General features: G+C 49.3%; 10 protein-coding genes and 2 pseudogenes. 7 read left to right on the forward strand and 5 right to left on the reverse strand.

The annotated features are described in order from the left end of the window. Positions 1 to 84: 84 nt before the first annotated feature. The 4 genes from EII41_RS01735 to EII41_RS01750 all read right to left on the reverse strand — a co-directional run bounded on the left by EII41_RS01735 (position 85) and on the right by EII41_RS01750 (position 2,712). Positions 85 to 390 carry a cell division protein ZapA gene (locus EII41_RS01735; RefSeq protein ID WP_124751985.1) on the reverse strand — a complete coding sequence of 102 codons (306 nt, stop codon included), beginning with the start codon at positions 388 to 390 and terminating at the stop codon, positions 85 to 87. Positions 391 to 392: 2 nt separating this feature from the next. Then, complete coding sequence (locus tag EII41_RS01740; RefSeq protein ID WP_124751986.1) at positions 393 to 668, reverse strand: hypothetical protein; 276 nt, start codon at positions 666 to 668, stop codon at positions 393 to 395. Between the two features lie 137 nt (positions 669 to 805). Continuing rightward, positions 806 to 1,006: a winged helix-turn-helix domain-containing protein gene (locus tag EII41_RS01745; protein WP_124751987.1), complete on the reverse strand. Its 201-nt coding sequence runs from the start codon at positions 1,004 to 1,006 to the stop codon at positions 806 to 808. A 185-nt stretch (positions 1,007 to 1,191) separates the two neighbouring features. After that, positions 1,192 to 2,712, reverse strand: a complete 1,521-nt coding sequence (locus EII41_RS01750; protein ID WP_124789178.1) for an NAD(P)H-hydrate dehydratase — start codon at positions 2,710 to 2,712, stop codon at positions 1,192 to 1,194. Between the two features lie 381 nt (positions 2,713 to 3,093). Here EII41_RS01750 and EII41_RS01755 point away from each other — a divergent pair, with 381 nt between their 5' ends. Next, positions 3,094 to 4,182, forward strand: coding sequence for a hypothetical protein (locus EII41_RS01755; RefSeq protein WP_124789179.1), 1,089 nt, complete (start codon positions 3,094 to 3,096; stop codon positions 4,180 to 4,182). A gap of 88 nt (positions 4,183 to 4,270) precedes the next feature. Here the strand turns inward: EII41_RS01755 and EII41_RS01760 are convergent, their stop codons facing one another. Then, positions 4,271 to 6,517 (reverse strand): inorganic phosphate transporter, encoded by a 2,247-nt coding sequence (locus EII41_RS01760; RefSeq protein WP_124789180.1) that lies wholly within the window; start codon positions 6,515 to 6,517, stop codon positions 4,271 to 4,273. Positions 6,518 to 6,729: 212 nt separating this feature from the next. On the opposite strand from EII41_RS01760, the pseudogene EII41_RS14710 reads away from it, so the two are divergent. The 6 genes and pseudogenes from EII41_RS14710 to EII41_RS01785 all read left to right on the forward strand — a co-directional run. Then, positions 6,730 to 7,099 (forward strand): annotated as a pseudogene (locus EII41_RS14710) (response regulator transcription factor); the annotation flags it as partial. Positions 7,100 to 7,197: 98 nt separating this feature from the next. After that, positions 7,198 to 7,419: pseudogene (locus tag EII41_RS14715) on the forward strand (helix-turn-helix domain-containing protein); the annotation flags it as partial. A 12-nt stretch (positions 7,420 to 7,431) separates the two neighbouring features. Then, positions 7,432 to 8,871, forward strand: coding sequence for a sensor histidine kinase (locus EII41_RS01770; RefSeq protein ID WP_124789181.1), 1,440 nt, complete (start codon positions 7,432 to 7,434; stop codon positions 8,869 to 8,871). Between the two features lie 94 nt (positions 8,872 to 8,965). Continuing rightward, positions 8,966 to 11,227, forward strand: a complete 2,262-nt coding sequence (locus EII41_RS01775; RefSeq protein ID WP_124789182.1) for a cation:proton antiporter — start codon at positions 8,966 to 8,968, stop codon at positions 11,225 to 11,227. Between the two features lie 213 nt (positions 11,228 to 11,440). After that, positions 11,441 to 15,286 carry a hypothetical protein gene (locus EII41_RS01780; RefSeq protein WP_124789183.1) on the forward strand — a complete coding sequence of 1,282 codons (3,846 nt, stop codon included), beginning with the start codon at positions 11,441 to 11,443 and terminating at the stop codon, positions 15,284 to 15,286. Next, positions 15,274 to 16,002: a hypothetical protein gene (locus EII41_RS01785; RefSeq protein ID WP_124751998.1), complete on the forward strand. Its 729-nt coding sequence runs from the start codon at positions 15,274 to 15,276 to the stop codon at positions 16,000 to 16,002. The genes EII41_RS01780 and EII41_RS01785 overlap by 13 nt, the downstream gene beginning before the upstream one ends. Positions 16,003 to 16,041 lie beyond the last annotated feature (39 nt).

Here is a 16,041-nt window from a genome sequence, read left to right on the forward strand (position 1 = left end):
GCACATTTCTGACATGTCTCTCCATGCCAAAACCCTGTGCATAGACTTTTATATTCTCGTTTCGAATAACATAGAAGTGAAAAGTTATCTCTCTCTTAGATAATGTTCCAATCTCTCCGTCCATTGTTGTATCTTGTCCGCGAAAGGTTGTATATCGTTCTTTTCTTCCAGCGGAATCATATCCATCGCCAACTGCACGGCAACCATCGCTAAGAGGTCTTTATCCTCCAATGATTGAGAGAAGTAGCTTTTGCGTTGCAGATACATCTGCTGCACCCGTTTGGCTGCCTCACGTGCCCGTTGTTCAGTCAGTTCATCTCCTCTCCTGATCGTTACCGGATATTTCTTTCCCGCAATCTCCAGATGTATGATAAACTCGTTTCCTTTCACCGTTATCCGTTTAGTAGTGCCAAGCACTTATCTACTTCACGGACTAAGCCCGACAAGCGTCGCTTTGCCTCTTTTCTCTCTCCGGCATCGGCAAAAGCAATACTGGTAGCCGTTAGCATGTCCGTGTATTTGGTATTCAATATCCGGTATTCTTCTTCCATCTGCCGTATGGTTTGGGTCAGGTCTTTGATTTTCCGATCCTGTTCATCGCACAATGCGAGCAAATCCTGCAACCTGACATCAAATACAGCGAACAAATCTTGATTATTCCCGGCCATCTCGCTCCAAAATTGCAGACAAAAGTACAAAGAAGTATTGAAAGATACAACTTTCTGTCATTTTTTTTACTCTCAGAAAAAAAGGGGCTACCTGATTTTCTGTCAGGCAGCCCCTTTTCTTCCATCTCATAACGGAGTTACGACAACCAGAAGTAAATTTCAGAATCCTTCTCTTCCGATTCGAGTTTTTCTTCCTTGGCTAACCAGCCAATTGCTGCAAACAATTCTTTATCCGTTCTCAATTTCGTCTCTTTTTTGAGCTCTTTCACACTCATCCGGCCCGCCTTGCTCAAGGCTCTCCATACAAGACCGGCATTTGTTCCAATTAACTTAACCATAGCTGTTTTTTCTATATCTTTTTTAATGGGCACAAAAATACAATAAAAAGAAGTAATAGAATGATACGACACACTAAAACAAAGCTTTTTAACACTATCATCCCAAAAACCTTTTATTTTTTTATATTTTTAGACAATTGGCTGTTTTTTTAAACAAGGAATGTAAGCCCTTTTCGGTATTTCGGTTACTCTTCTTCGTGTTGCAAACGAAACGCCTTTCCTAACATCCGGATGATATCGGAAGCGATCAGACTTTCGTCCGATAATCGGGCTACCGCCAAGTCTCCAGCCATTCCATGCAGAAAGACCCCGACAACAGCAGCTGTTTCGGGCTCGTATCCCTGAGCCATCAGACCGGCAATCACCCCCGTCAGCACATCCCCGCTGCCGGCGGTTGCCATACCGGGATTGCCGGTGGTATTGATGTAAATATTCCCCTGCGGCGTGCAGACTGCCGTATAAGCACCTTTAAGAACTATACATTGCGTATGTTTCACAGCCATTTCGGCAGCTTTATGCAACCGGTCATATCCGTTGATGCTTTCCCCAAGCAGCCGATCCAATTCCTTCGGATGAGGCGTCAAGACCGTATGCGGAGGCAACAGAGAAAGCAGTTCTTTATTTTGTGCCAAGATATTCAACGCATCGGCATCGAGCAACAAGGGTTTTCGGGAAGTCTTCAGCAGTTGTTCCAGCATCTGCAGCGTCTGCTTTTCTGTGCCCAATCCCGGTCCGATGGCGATGGCGTCATACCCTTCCGTGTCAGGGAGCGTCGATACGTAGTCTGTATTTGCGTCGAGGCTAAGCATAGCTTCGGGAAGAGCCGTCTGAAGCGCCGTTTCACCCCGTTGAGGGAGATGAACCGTCAATCTTCCCACTCCGCTGCGCATGCAAGCTCCGGCAGCCAGCAGGGCCGCCCCCATCTTGCCCTTGCTCCCGGCAATCAGCAAGGCATGCCCGAAGTCTCCCTTGTGAGCAAACACATTACGCGTACGAAGAATGCCAGCCATATCTTCATCGTTAATCAGGATATAAGGCGTTTTTGTCCGTTCCATAATATCCGGATGCAATCCGATGGGCAACACTTTCCATCGACCGACATAAGCTCCATTTTCCGGTAGCACCATAGCGAGCTTCGGAAATTCGAACGTGAATGTCATATCGGCCTGAATAATACTATTCGGATCATTCTCCCGATTATCTTCCCCAAAAAGTCCTGATGGGATATCAATCGAAACGACCGTTGCTTCGGACTGGTTAATGTAAGCGACGACAGCCGCATACCCGCCGCTCAGCGGCCGGTTCAACCCCGATCCGAACAGCCCGTCGATCACCACATCATGTTCGGAAAGTGTGGGTGGCGTAAAATCTTCGATCACTTCGTTCAAAGGCACTTTCCCATCCTCAAGCAAACGTTGCTTATTAGCCTCGCAATCGGGCGAAAGATGGCGTCCGGGATTAAAAAGATAAACTTCGACCCGATAATCGTCTTCGGCCAGCAAACGGGCGATAGCCAGAGCATCCGCTCCGTTGTTTCCCTGTCCGGCAAAGACAATGACCCGTGACTGTTTGGAGTAAAGACGCCCGAACTCATTGACGAAAGCTGTGGCGGCACGCTCTACTAAGTCGATCGAAGCGATCGGTTCGTGATCGACCGTATATTGATCAAGTTCCTTTATTTTCGAAGTTTCAAATATTTTTATCATATCGGTTTTAAACTTTTGAGCATCCAAAGATACGGTATTTTTTTCTTCTGTAAGGACGATGAAGCAATGATTCCCCCGAAACGACAGATCAAAAGAAACATACTGTTCTTTTCAGCCCAAAGTGGAAAACAAAAAAAAGAAAACAGAAGAAGCTGTATATACAAGAATAGGGTAGGTCTCAAATTCCTCATCAAATCCAGACTATAAAAAACAAGGTCGAAAGTATGTACCCCATATTCTTGTATGATGCACGAAGTCGGAATCACTTTTAACTATTTTTGTGAGTAAACTAATTTATATTTGTCGGGTCTAAGACAACAAGAAAACCGCAGTTTTCTTTAGAAGAACAGGAATATGAATTATTTTAAAAGACAAAACGTCATGAAAAAGTTAATCATTATGGTAGGCTTGGGATGGATGCTCGGATTGTTGAATGTACATACGGCAGACGCTCAGCACGTAACGACAGTCATTCATATCAATGTAGACCGTCAGCCGGCATGGGGACCTGTTGGTTACGATTATGTAGAGTATTATTATATCCCAGAGTTGAATATCTATTTCGATGTAGAGAACGAACTGTTCTATTATCAGCGGGGCAGGCGATGGATCGAAAGCCCTTATTTACCGGCACGCTATGCGAGATACGACTTTTATTCACTATATAAAGTAGTATTGAACGATGTCCTCTATCCGTGGAGATACAATCGGCATCATCGCCGTCGATACGCGCGATACCGTTACAACTACGCACAGATTCCGATCTTTTACGTGGACGACTACCGCTACGAATATGCGCGATACAATGCTTGCGCATGGGTAGAGCCTCGTTACATGGAGAATCGTTCGTATTACGAAAACGTAGAGTTACGGAGCAACCGGAGCACCGAATCGCGTATATCGTCCGGCGAGAGAAGCAGTCGCAGCGAAAGCAGTCGGATATCGAGTCATCGCAATTCCGATACGGAACGTTATGAAGAACGAAGCTCTTTGGGATCAAATCGGAGTATGCGCAGTTCGAGAGAAATCTCATCGAGTAGCGATCGGGGCCGTTCGTCGGGTGTTTCGTCAGAAGGACGTCGTCGTTCCGAGAGCGATTTTTCGACCAATACACGCAGCCGGAGCGAACGCAGTTCGGCAACGAACTCGAGTCGTAGGGATCGATCGACCGATTGGTCGACCGTGAATGACCGGCGTCGTTCGTCGGAAGCATCGTCCGAGAATCGCAGAAGTCGTTCCAGTGATGATGCATCTTCTTCTACACGCGCCAGCAGTAGCCGTAGCAGCAGCGATTCATCGTTAGACAGCCGCAGAAGCCGCTCCAGAGATGATTCGTCAAGTTCCATGCGCAGCAGCAGAAGTGAGTCATCCGTGAGCAGTCGAAGCGACGAGGGTAGCCGTAGCCGTTCATCCGAAAGTCGATCGTCCGAAAACCGTTCGGAGCGATCCGGTTCGAGCGGAAGAAGATAAATTGTTTCTCCCAATAAAGAAGAGAGGGATTCCTCAACGCTGATCCATATCCGTTGGGGAACCCTCTCTTTTTTATTCTTCCTCCCGCTCAGTCCGTCTGAAACTTACGCATAGCGCGCAACAGATGACGCAAGATGCTGACCAACTCCTGCGACTCCTGTAACATATTCAAATAAACGAGCGATACATTCAGCCCGCACTCATTTTCCTGCATACGTCCGATCTGATTATGTCGCAGGCGAGAGAACTCTTCCGTGATATGATTACTGGTAAAAAACAGCTGTTCATAATCGGAATAATCATTGTTTTCGATCGACGTGCGGATGCGGAACATCAATGTTTTCAGCAACTCGGCCACCGGCATAAATTCGTCCCTGCAACCCTCGGGCAAAGGATGAAAATGATTGTCCACATGTTCGCGGCACGGTTCATTCATTCGGCGCAAGCTGTAAATCATTTGCTGGGCACTGTTACTGGCCAGATGGAACCATGTATTTTTTTCCAGCGCAATATTCCGATCTACTCTCTGTAGAATCACCATCTCGCGACGACGGTTCTTCTTCAACTCATCTTTCTTTTGATTCAGTTCCGAACGTACTTTACGCAAGGTGTTCAGGTCTTCGTGAATAAATGCATCGACCGAGTCGGTATACATTCCTGCGGCAAAGCGTACCGTCTCTGAAAACGTCTGTTGCAGATGGCTGCGAAGCAACTTCCAGACCTCCGTCGCATTTTTGGAGGTCATCATGGCGTCGAACGTTTCGTCCGAATGCTCACGGTTCCGCTTCTTCCGGTATAGAATATTACTGCGAACAAGCAGAAATACGGCGAAACCGATCATGATAACCATCGCAACGATGCCGCCGAAATGCAGCAGCAGCGCGACACAGAAGCTAAGCACAAAGGCTGCTCCGGCCGTCACGAACCATCCGCCGATGACCGAAAGTGTCCCGGTGATACGGAACACGGCACTCTCCCGCCCCCATGCACGGTCGGCGAGCGATGTCCCCATGGCAACCATAAACGTGACGTACGTTGTCGAGAGCGGCAACTTCCACGACGTCCCTACGGCAATCAGCAGTCCGGCTAATACAAGATTTATCGCGGCACGTACGAGATCGAACGACGCCCCCTTTTCGATCATGACATTTTCCCGGTTGAAGCGTCCGTCAACCCATCGGCTCAGCCTCACGGGTACAACGCGAGACAACACAGTCGATACCGTCATCGTCTTTCGTACCAGACTTCGCGCCAAAGCAGACGACCCGAACATCTCATTTCCTTCATCCTGTCGTGAAAGTCCAAGCTCCGTTTTAACTACATTCTGCGCTTTTTTCGACATCACAAGCGAGAAAACCATGATCACGCCGGCAGCAAACAAGAATACAAAAGGCGTCTTGGCCGGTTCTCTGAGAGCCTCCATCAGATAGTGTTCCGCCCCAACGGATAAGCCGTTGGCGGCATAGTCGGAATACGCTGAAAGTCCAGCCAGCGGAACTCCGATAAAATTCACCAAGTCATTTCCAGCAAAAGCCATTGCGAGCGCAAAAGTTCCCATCAGCACGACAACTTTAAGCACATTCACGCGCAGAAAATGCAGGATCTGCATCAGCAGCGAGAAGAAGAGAAAGCATCCCAAAACGATCTGCCCCGTATTTGCTTTGATATACGCCTTCACCTCTGGCGTCATAAACGACGCATCTTTCGAACCTTTGATCAACATAAAATAAACGATCGAAGTGGCAGCGAGTCCTCCGAAAACGCCTACGATATATTTCAACCTTTTCCGGTAGTCGAACGTAAAAACAAGGCGTGTGAGGTACTGCACGAGCGTCCCGAAAAAGAATGCAATCGCAACGGAAAGGAAAATTCCCGTAACAACGGAGAAAGCCTTCTCGGTATTTAACAGATCACCGAAGGTCAGTAGGCCGGTATCGTCAGCTAAGATTTTCACCAATGACAGAGCAAAAGTGGCTCCCAACAATTCAAAAACCATCGAGACGGTGGTCGACGTCGGCATCCCCAGAGAGTTGAAAACATCGAGCAACACCACATCAACAATCATCACCGCCAGAAAAATAGATAGCAGGTCGATAAAGAAAAATTGCTCGGGACGAAAAATTCCTTGTCTCGTAATTTCCATCATGCCGTTGCTCATCGTAGCTCCGCAAAAGATCCCAATGGCCGCGATGGCAATAATTATTTTAAAAGGAGCAGCCTTGGATCCAATGGCGGAATTCAGGAAGTTCACCGCATCGTTGCTCACACCTACGATCAGGTCGAAGAAAGCAAGCAAAAATAAGAAAATAATCAGTCCGAAATAAATTGTTTCCATAAATATAAATAATGTAGTGTAATTATCTTGTTTTCGCACCGCAAAGTTGCAGGAAGCATATTACGCAAAAATGAAAGACACGTTACATTTGGGTTACAATAAAACAAGAGTTGAAAAAAGTCGTATATAAAACAAGCCTGCTCTTTTCCGACATCGTAACAGAAACGTCACATCGATTCCGTACCTTTGCCACGTAAAACAAATGAATGAATATGGAAAAGATGCGTATTTTAGTCGTCGACGACGAAGAAAGTCTGTGCGAAATCTTGAAATTCAACCTTGAAAAAGCGGGTTATGCCGTAGATACGGTACTCTCGGCCGAGGAAGCATTAACGATGAACCTCACAGATTACCATCTGATACTCCTCGACGTGATGATGGGTGAAATTTCAGGATTTCAGATGGCTGATATTCTGAAAAAGAAGAAAGAGACGGCGCACATTCCGATCATCTTCTGTACCGCGAAAGATACGGAGGACGACACCGTGTACGGTCTTCAACTCGGCGCCGACGATTACATCTCAAAACCATTCTCGATCCGTGAAGTGCTGGCACGTGTCGAAACCGTACTGCGTCGCAACACACGTTCACTCTCCGAGCCGCCTGCCGAAAACATCCGACAATACGAAAACCTGAGGCTGGATACGGCCTCAAAAAGAGCAAGCCTTGGCGGCTGGGATGTCTCACTGACCAAAACGGAATTCGAAATCTTGTGGCTCCTACTGCAAAATCCGGGACGTGTCTATTCGCGCGACAGTCTCTTGCGTACGGTCTGGCCGGACGATGTGCTCGTGACCGACCGCACCGTCGACGTGCACATCGCCCGCATGCGCAAAAAAATCGCGCCGTACGACAAGCACATCGTCACCCGACTGGGATACGGGTATTGTTTCGAAGGGTAAAAAATTTGCCCTATGAGTTTCTCAAGCCAAACGTATGCACGGTTTCACCTCCGGCTTTTCTGGTCAGTCATTGCCGTATTTCTACTCACCGGACTCTGCTTTCTCGGATTCCAGTACACACGCGAGAAGCAATATAAAATCGGACTACTAAACAGCCGGCTAACAAATTACAACGATTACATCGACAGAGAATTACGGCAAGGTCGAACCATTTCTTCAACCGATGCGGACGACACTCCACGCGTCTCGGTAATCGATTTCTCGGGAACGATTCTCTTCGACACGAACGTGGCAAATATCGGACGAGCAGGTAACCACGCGGCACGTCACGAGGTGCAACAAGCCATGAACAATGGCCAAGGCTATGACGTCAGGCGGCGCTCGAAGCTGACGGGCGACATTTATTTCTATTCAGCCAAAAAATACGACCACTACATCATACGCTCCGCACTTCCTTACGACTCCGATCTGGCCAAAAAGCTGACGATCGATTATACTTATATCTTCGTGACAGTTGCTATTCTGCTCGTTTTCGTCGTGGTTTTCTACAACATGACGCGTCATTTGGGGCAGAATATCAACCGGTTGAGCGATTTCGCCACCAAGGCGGAGCAGGATGAGATCGATGAATATCCTGCCCGGTTTCCCAACGACGAAGTCGGCGACATTGCACGGAAGATTGTTCGGATTTATAATCGTTTACAAAAGACCCAAAAAGCACTTGTAGCCGAACAACAACGCGTAATCGAACAGCAACAAGAGCAGGCGCGCATCAAACGTGAGCTGACACAGAACGTGGCGCATGAACTGAAGACACCTGTCAGCAGTATTCAGGGATACCTCGAAACGATCATTAACAATACCGATTTGCCTCCGGCTACACTACGTAGCTTCCTCGAAAAATCGTATCAACAAAGCACGCGGCTTGCGGCGCTGCTACGCGACATGGCCAACCTTACACGGATCGACGAGGCCTCGGCGCTCATCACCCGCGAGAGGGTCGATCTCTCGGCACTTATTGCCGGTGTCTTGGCCGACGTCGCACCAGCCTTAAAAGAAAAGCACATCCGCGTTGTGAATACCACGGAAACACTCTCGCTCACCTGCGACGGTAACCATTCACTCCTCTACTCCATCTTCCGCAATCTTGTCGACAATACGATCGCTTACGCCGGTACACACATTGACCTCCACGTGGATTGCAACACCGAAGAACCCGACTTTTATTATTTTTCGTATAGCGACAGCGGCACCGGCATCGAACAGGAACACCTCGGACGCATCTTCGAACGCTTCTATCGAGTCGACAAAGGACGCTCGCGCAAGGCCGGAGGCACGGGTCTCGGGTTAGCAGTCGTCAAAAATGCGGTGCTGTTTCACGGTGGCACCATCTCCGCCCGGCAACGTCCCGGCGGAGGGCTGGAGTTCCTGTTCTCAATCAAACGCTCATAAGAAGCGCAGACATATTTCATTTTTCGTGAGGTAGCGCATCCGTAAATTGGTTTTTTCGTTTATTTTTGCATTTCCGAAAAACAGAATAATAAATATGCATCTACCTACATTAATATCCGATCTTGTCGTCATCATTATTGCGGCTGGTCTGATGACCCTGCTTTTCAAGCGCCTCAAACAACCTGTGGTATTGGGCTATATCCTTGCAGGCGTATTGGCAGGTCCGTCCATTCAGTTCATTCCCACCGTATCGGACACGGTCAACATCAACACATGGGGAGAGATCGGAGTCATCTTTCTACTGTTCAACCTTGGCCTCGATTTCAGCATCAAGAAACTGATGAAAGTAGGGGGTACGGCTATCGTGGGGGCTATGACGGTGTTAATCGGAATGATGACGACGGGATATCTGGTGGGGACAGCCCTCGGGTTAGACCGAATGAACTGTATCTTCCTCGGGGCGATGCTCTCGATGTCGTCCACCACGATTATTTTCAAGGCTTTCGACGAAATGGGACTACGCAACAAACAATTTGCGGGCGTGGTGTTCGGCATCCTGATTGTCGAAGATATTTTCGCGGTGCTGATGCTCGTGTTACTCTCCACATTGGCCGTAAGCCAGACCTTTGAAGGACAAGAGCTATTGCTGAGCATGACGAAACTGGCGCTTTTCCTCGTTGGATGCTTCGTTTTCGGAATCTACTTCATTCCTTCGATACTGAAAGCACTGAAAAAATTCCTCAACGACGAGATGTTGCTCATCATCAGCATCGGGCTTTGTTTGGGGCTGGTCTACGTGGCGGACTGGATCGGCTTTTCATCGGCATTAGGCGCATTCATGATGGGGGCTATTTTGGCCGAAACAATCGAAGCCGAGCATATCGAAAGTCTCGTCAAACCGGTTAAAGATCTGTTTGCGGCCGTCTTTTTCGTATCCGTCGGGATGTTGATCGACCTGAATGTTTTGTGGGAATACAAGTGGCATGTAGCTGTGCTTACTTTCGTAGTGATGATCGGACAGTTATTCTTCGGCAGCTTCGGCGTGTTGCTTTCGGGCAAGCCGATCAAGACAGCCATACAGAGTGGTTTCTCGCTCACGCAAATCGGCGAGTTCGCTTTTATCATCGCTTCGCAAGGCATCGCACTCAAGGTCATGGAACCACATCTCTATCCCTTGATCGTGGCCGTTTCGGTAGTAACCACTTTCTTCACGCCTTACATGATTCGACTGGCCGAACCTGCATATAAAGGCATTGATCGATCGTTACCGCCGTCATGGAAACAATTTTTGGAGCAATACACCTCCGGTTCAAACACCATCCGCCACCAGAGCGAATGGAGAAAATACCTGCGCTCCATGAGCCGTATCGTAGGGATTTATCTGGCCGTAACACTCGTTCTGATTTTTGTCTGGCTGCAATTTGTCGCACCACTCATCCGGCAGTTCCTGCCGGGACGAAACGGAAACCTCCTCTCCCTCGTCCTGCTCATCGCTTTGATGGCTCCCCTCCTACGCGCTATCATGATGAAGAAAAACCGCTCGAAGGCTTTCCGCCATCTCTGGAACGACAGCAAATACAACCGCGGCCCTCTGGTCTCACTCATCGTGTTGCGTATCATCGTATGTATCGGTCTCGTGGCCATCCCCACCTCTACTTTACTCAGTACTAAATGGGGGATTGTGCTCGTTGCTTCACTAATCGTCATCGCCATCATGCTCTTCTCTAAACGCGTCAAGAAACATTCTATCCGCATGGAACGTCACTTTGTCAGCAACCTTTCGGCACGCGAGGCAGAAAGCGAACGGCGTGCTCCTATCCGGCGAGATTTCGCCAATCACTTGCTGGAACGCGACCTGCACCTGACCGATATCGAAGTGCGTCCTCATTCACCCAGCATTGGCAAAACGCTCAAAGAACTGAACTTCCGACAGAAATGTAACGTCAACATCGTTACGATCATACGTGGCGAACGGCGCATCAACATCCCCGGTGGAGACGAACGCCTCTATCCGCTCGACAAACTCATCGTGGTAGGGTCGGACGATGACATCCAGCACTTCCACGATTACATTGCCGAGCGCTATCAACAAGCCGACCGGAAACGACGCGAAGAAGAAGCCGACGAGATGAATATCGAACAATTCACCATTGCCGAAGGATCGCGCCTCATCGGCCTGTCCATCCGCGAATCGGGTATCCGTGACAAGGCACAATGCCTCGTCATCGGTATTGAGCGCGGTAAAACGTCGATCAAAAACCCGCCGCCTTCAACCGTCTTCGAAGAAGGAGATATCGTATGGATCGTCGGCGAGCACCGCAAAGTCATTCGTCTGAGTGAAGGTGAACCTCTCTGAACACAATAAATCCTCGTGTTGAAAAATAATTTCGGCAACACGGGACGGATAAGAAAAAATATTTGTTTAGCTTTGTCAGCCAAAAAGGGACTGACAGGTCGGAGAGGCCGCTCGAAAACGGCGACAGACCGAAGATTCCCCGCAAGGTAGTCGGATACGACCGACTCTCCTTCATTATACATTGTAGAAATTACGTCTGATTATTAATGCAATATGATGATATCGTATAGAGAAAGTCTGCGCCGGCTGCGCAATCCGTCTTTCGAGAAAATATGGGCGATCGCCCGAAACTTTATCCCTGCTGCGGATAAAGACGACGCCATTTCCGCTTCTTCCTCTCTCCCCGACCGCGACCAACACATGCTCACAGACCTCTACGATAACGGCCCTTTACGCAAAACAAAAATCGATAAAACACTCGAAACCATCCCTCGCAAAATTTTTCAGGACGACGTATTCGAAATCATCGACTGGCAATGCGGACAAGGGCTCCATACGGTTTGTTTCTTCGACTTCCTTAAAAAGAACGGTATCGAAAACCGAGTGCGCAAAATCACCCTCATCGATTCCTCGCGCGAAGCCCTCGAACGTGCTGTTTGGCACATTAGTCCTTACATGGACGACCCTGACCGGATCTGCTGCGTCTGTAAACCGGTAAGCGAAGTCCGAAAAAAAGAAATCGAAACCCGACAACCGATTACGTTTCATTTCTTTACCGACGTACTCGAACAGCCGGCACTCGATCTCAAGCGCATCGCCGAGCTCGTCGGGTACGGCATACACGGCAAACATTATTTCTTCTGTACAGGCAACCTCATGCATAACAACCGACGAATCGATGCGTTCTACCATTACTTCGACTCGCCCGAAACTTTAGCCGACGAGGAACTGTATCCGAATGCCCGGCAGCCACACGGCATTAAAATCAAAGCCTTCAAGCTCGAAAACAGCAATTTCAACCTCAAATACGTCAATTACTATCCGGCCGTGCAATACCATGCCGCCTACCGGCTGGACGCCGTGAAAAGAACGCTTCAAACTGCCGATACGGAAAAAACCGAAGCACTCTACCGAAGCCTCGCACGCTTCGAAGTATCGGCTCATTCCGACCTCGGAGGATGTACGCGCGAAAATGTGCATCCCCTGTTCGCCATACTGAATAACATCGTGACCCGCGGACGGCCGGCACAGGCCAGCCCGTTTCTCGAAGAAGCTTTTGCCAAGCTGGGCAACCGCCCCATCGACCTTGACGGAGACATTCGTTACGATGCACGCGGGCTGCATGCCGAAGACGTATTCGACGCCTTGCATATCATCGATCCTCGCCTGAATCTGGACGAGTCGAATTACAATAACAAGCTGCTCGAAAGCGATGTCGAAAAGACGTTTATCACCCGGATGGCACCCCAACCGTTACGTCAGCTGTTGCAACCGCAGCGCAACCTTTATTCACTGACTAAACAAAAGGCATCCCATACGCAGCGAGTCGATTTCGCATGCGAGTTCCCCTACCCTACCAAAGACGAAAAAGATTTTTGGCATAACGGATGCGTCATCGAAATCCATGAGACGCTCTATCACTCCGACATGGAGCAGAAACGTGCCGATAAACAGCGTGCCGACGATCTCTCGGCTATTCATTGGTACTGCCGTCAAGTACCGGAAGAAGAAATGGACGATTCGCATTTCCGGTTTCTCGGAAGCGAATACGTAGAAACCGTCTTCAAGGTCTTTGATCGACGCTTCGATGACGACTGGGTGCGGACACTGCAATATGTCCTCTCACCGATCGCCGTCGCACGCTTCCAAAAAGTAGTGCTCGAAGCCATGATCTCCCGACGACTCGACATCGCACGCAACACGTGGTCGGTACTCGTCATCGAGCGTGATGTGCCTTGTGCTGCTCTCGCTCTGGCTGAATTGAAAGAGCTTTTCAATCACCTCACAGCGATGAGTACGGAATACACTGGGTTGAAGTTCCCCGATGTGGAACTGACGGTCGTCAGTACGCCCGAGTTTATCGACTCGCCCCTGCATGGAGAAACTTTACGTCTCGCCGAGGTTACAGATGAACTGCGCCGGAAAACGTATGATCTGATCATCGATATATCCATGTTGCGACGGACTGACATCGAGAAGGTTTCGTTCGCCGGTTTTACGGAATGCCGTAACAAATGTTTCTTTCACATACGCTCATCGCATTACGAACGCAGCACACGACGCATGTATACCACCGGACGTATCACTTACCGTCCACTAACGGTCAAAAACATACAGCAACAATACGAAACATTACCGGATACTTCACAGCACTTGCGGTACTTCCTGCAATTGCTCTTCCGAAAAAACGATTTCATACCGGGGATGTTGCCCGTGTTAAGCCGGATTCTTCAAAACCGTTGCACCGTCGGCCTCGTGCCGGCCAATGGCAGCAAAACCCTGATCCGGAAACTGACCGCCATGATGCAGCCCGGTATCACGGTGATCGCCGTGCCCGACACGGATGCTGTACAGGCGCTACACCACGAATGGCTCGATGCGGGCATCGATTGTGTGACAGCGCTCCATGCCGACTTGGACCGTACGGAGCGTGAACGACGCGAGCGACTGGCTGAATCGTCCGAAGCGTCGATTATTGTGCTCTCCTACGACCAACTCGGCCGACTTCCGCTCTTGCAACGTTTCGGTTATATGCGGCAGACGGGCGTATACTTCGCTACGGGTATCCTCGATGAGGCGCAGAGCCTCTCGGAATGGAGCCCCGATTTTCTGCCGGCAGCGATACTCGCAGGTCAAACGCTTTACCGGCACACCTTACCTCAACAAGGTGAGATAACTCTTTTGGGACTGACCGAACAGGCGTCGTTCGATACACTCTTCGATATCGAACAGGCGCTCTCGCCCCGTGATACCGGCCAGACTGACCGAGACCGGCTCGTGTTATGCAAAAGCGCGGGACTTCCCGAATCAGCCTTTCGGAAAGAACGCTACCTGCGTTACTTCTGCGGCCTCGAAGCGGAAAACGAATGTATGGAACACCTGATCGGTTTTGCCCCCATCGCGTGCCTCGAAGGAAATCATACGGTACCGGCCAAAGGATGCTATTTTCCGCTCACATTTGAAAATCTGCCGGACGAACGTATCCTTTTCTTACCGTATCCTGTCACGAAACATGATGCCCCAATAGACAACAGTTCCCCAAAAAATCTACCCGTGCTCTACGCCAAAGCGCTCTACCGCATGAGCGCTTTGGGACTGATCGACGAGATCACCCGCGACGACGCGCAACAACGATACCGTATCATCCTCCGGAAAAGACCAACCGGAGGCTATTACCGACAGTTACGTAAGTATTTTCTCCGTTACTATACGCAGAAACGCGCGGAACAGGAAATGGTCAGGGCTGAAAATCTTTCGCTGAAAACAGCGTTCCACGATGCTCTTCGTGAAGAATTATGCCGTTGCCTTCTTTACATGAACGAGTTCGTTTACCGGTGTATCGCAGCACAGCGACAGGAAACTACCGAAATGATCCCCGGCAACGGTCATCCTCTCACATACGATTTGGCCAAAGATACGCAGAATGGCCGGGAATCTTCCCCGGAAATTCTATTCCGTTATATGCATCGGATCAAAGACGGGGAGACGGAGCGAAACGGATCGCCCAACAGTCGTGCCAAAGAATTGCACGAGGCCGTATGTACACTGCGCCGCTCATTCGACGGAAGCAACCCTACTCTTTCGCTGCTCAACGCATTTTGTCTGTTCTATACGGGCACGAATGGAGCGGAAATGCTCGAATGCGATTTGCGTGAAAGTTATGAAAACGGTATGGTCGGATTTTACCGTTCGATGCCGAATATCGCCGATTTCCGCGAACTCTTTGATGCCTATAATTGTTATATACGAGGCGAGACCGACTATTTCGCCACGACCGGAGACTGGACGGAAGAAGTGCGTATGCGGATCGATGTTATGCGCGCTGCCGACATCCTCAACCTCCATCTGGCACAAACGAAGATGATACAACATAAATATCTGGAAGAATGGAAGCAATAGAAAATATCCATAAGGCGTTGCTGCAACTCCGCGACAGCTTGACCCACCTCAATTCCGCCCGCGAGCAAGTGTCGCAAGTGACGGCAGAAAGTAAAGAAGTCGTCGACGCGACAGCCCGTCTGGCCGATGACGTCAGACAGTTGGCCGAAAAAATCAGCGAAGAGACACAGACCGTCATCACCCGGTTTGAGGATCGGCTTAACGAGTCGCAGGCGGGACTGACCCACGTGATCAGCGAAGGGAAAGAGTTGTTTGCGGCCGAGGTCGCTCAATCACAGCAAGCCACGACGCAGTTGAAGACTGAGGTGGAGAAGACCTTGCAGCTGGCGTTGGAAGCAACGGTACGAACATTGGACGAGGTCAACGCCTCGGCACGAAAGACCATGGAGGAAGTGACCGCTGCTTCGACCGCCTCCCTTCAGGAATTAACGACCGTCTCGACCGATGCCATCGAGGTGCAGCAGGCGGAGATATCCGATGCCCTCGAATCCATGACGGAATATTGCAACCGTATTCAAACTCTCATCGATAAGTTATCGGAACTGGATTTGTCCAGTCAGGTACTGTCGATCGAAAAGCAAATCGAACGAATAGAACAGCAACAAGATACACAGCGCCAAGAACTCCGCACCGAAATGGACAAGATCAGAAAGAACCAGCTCATTACGTGGGTACTCCTCCTGATTGCCATCTTCCTGATGTTCGTTCTCAAATAACTTGTATTCAAAAATGAAACTCAAATAAAATAACTATTT

This window comes from Tannerella forsythia, from assembly GCF_003860135.1.
Lineage (GTDB): Bacteria > Bacteroidota > Bacteroidia > Bacteroidales > Tannerellaceae > Tannerella > Tannerella forsythia_A.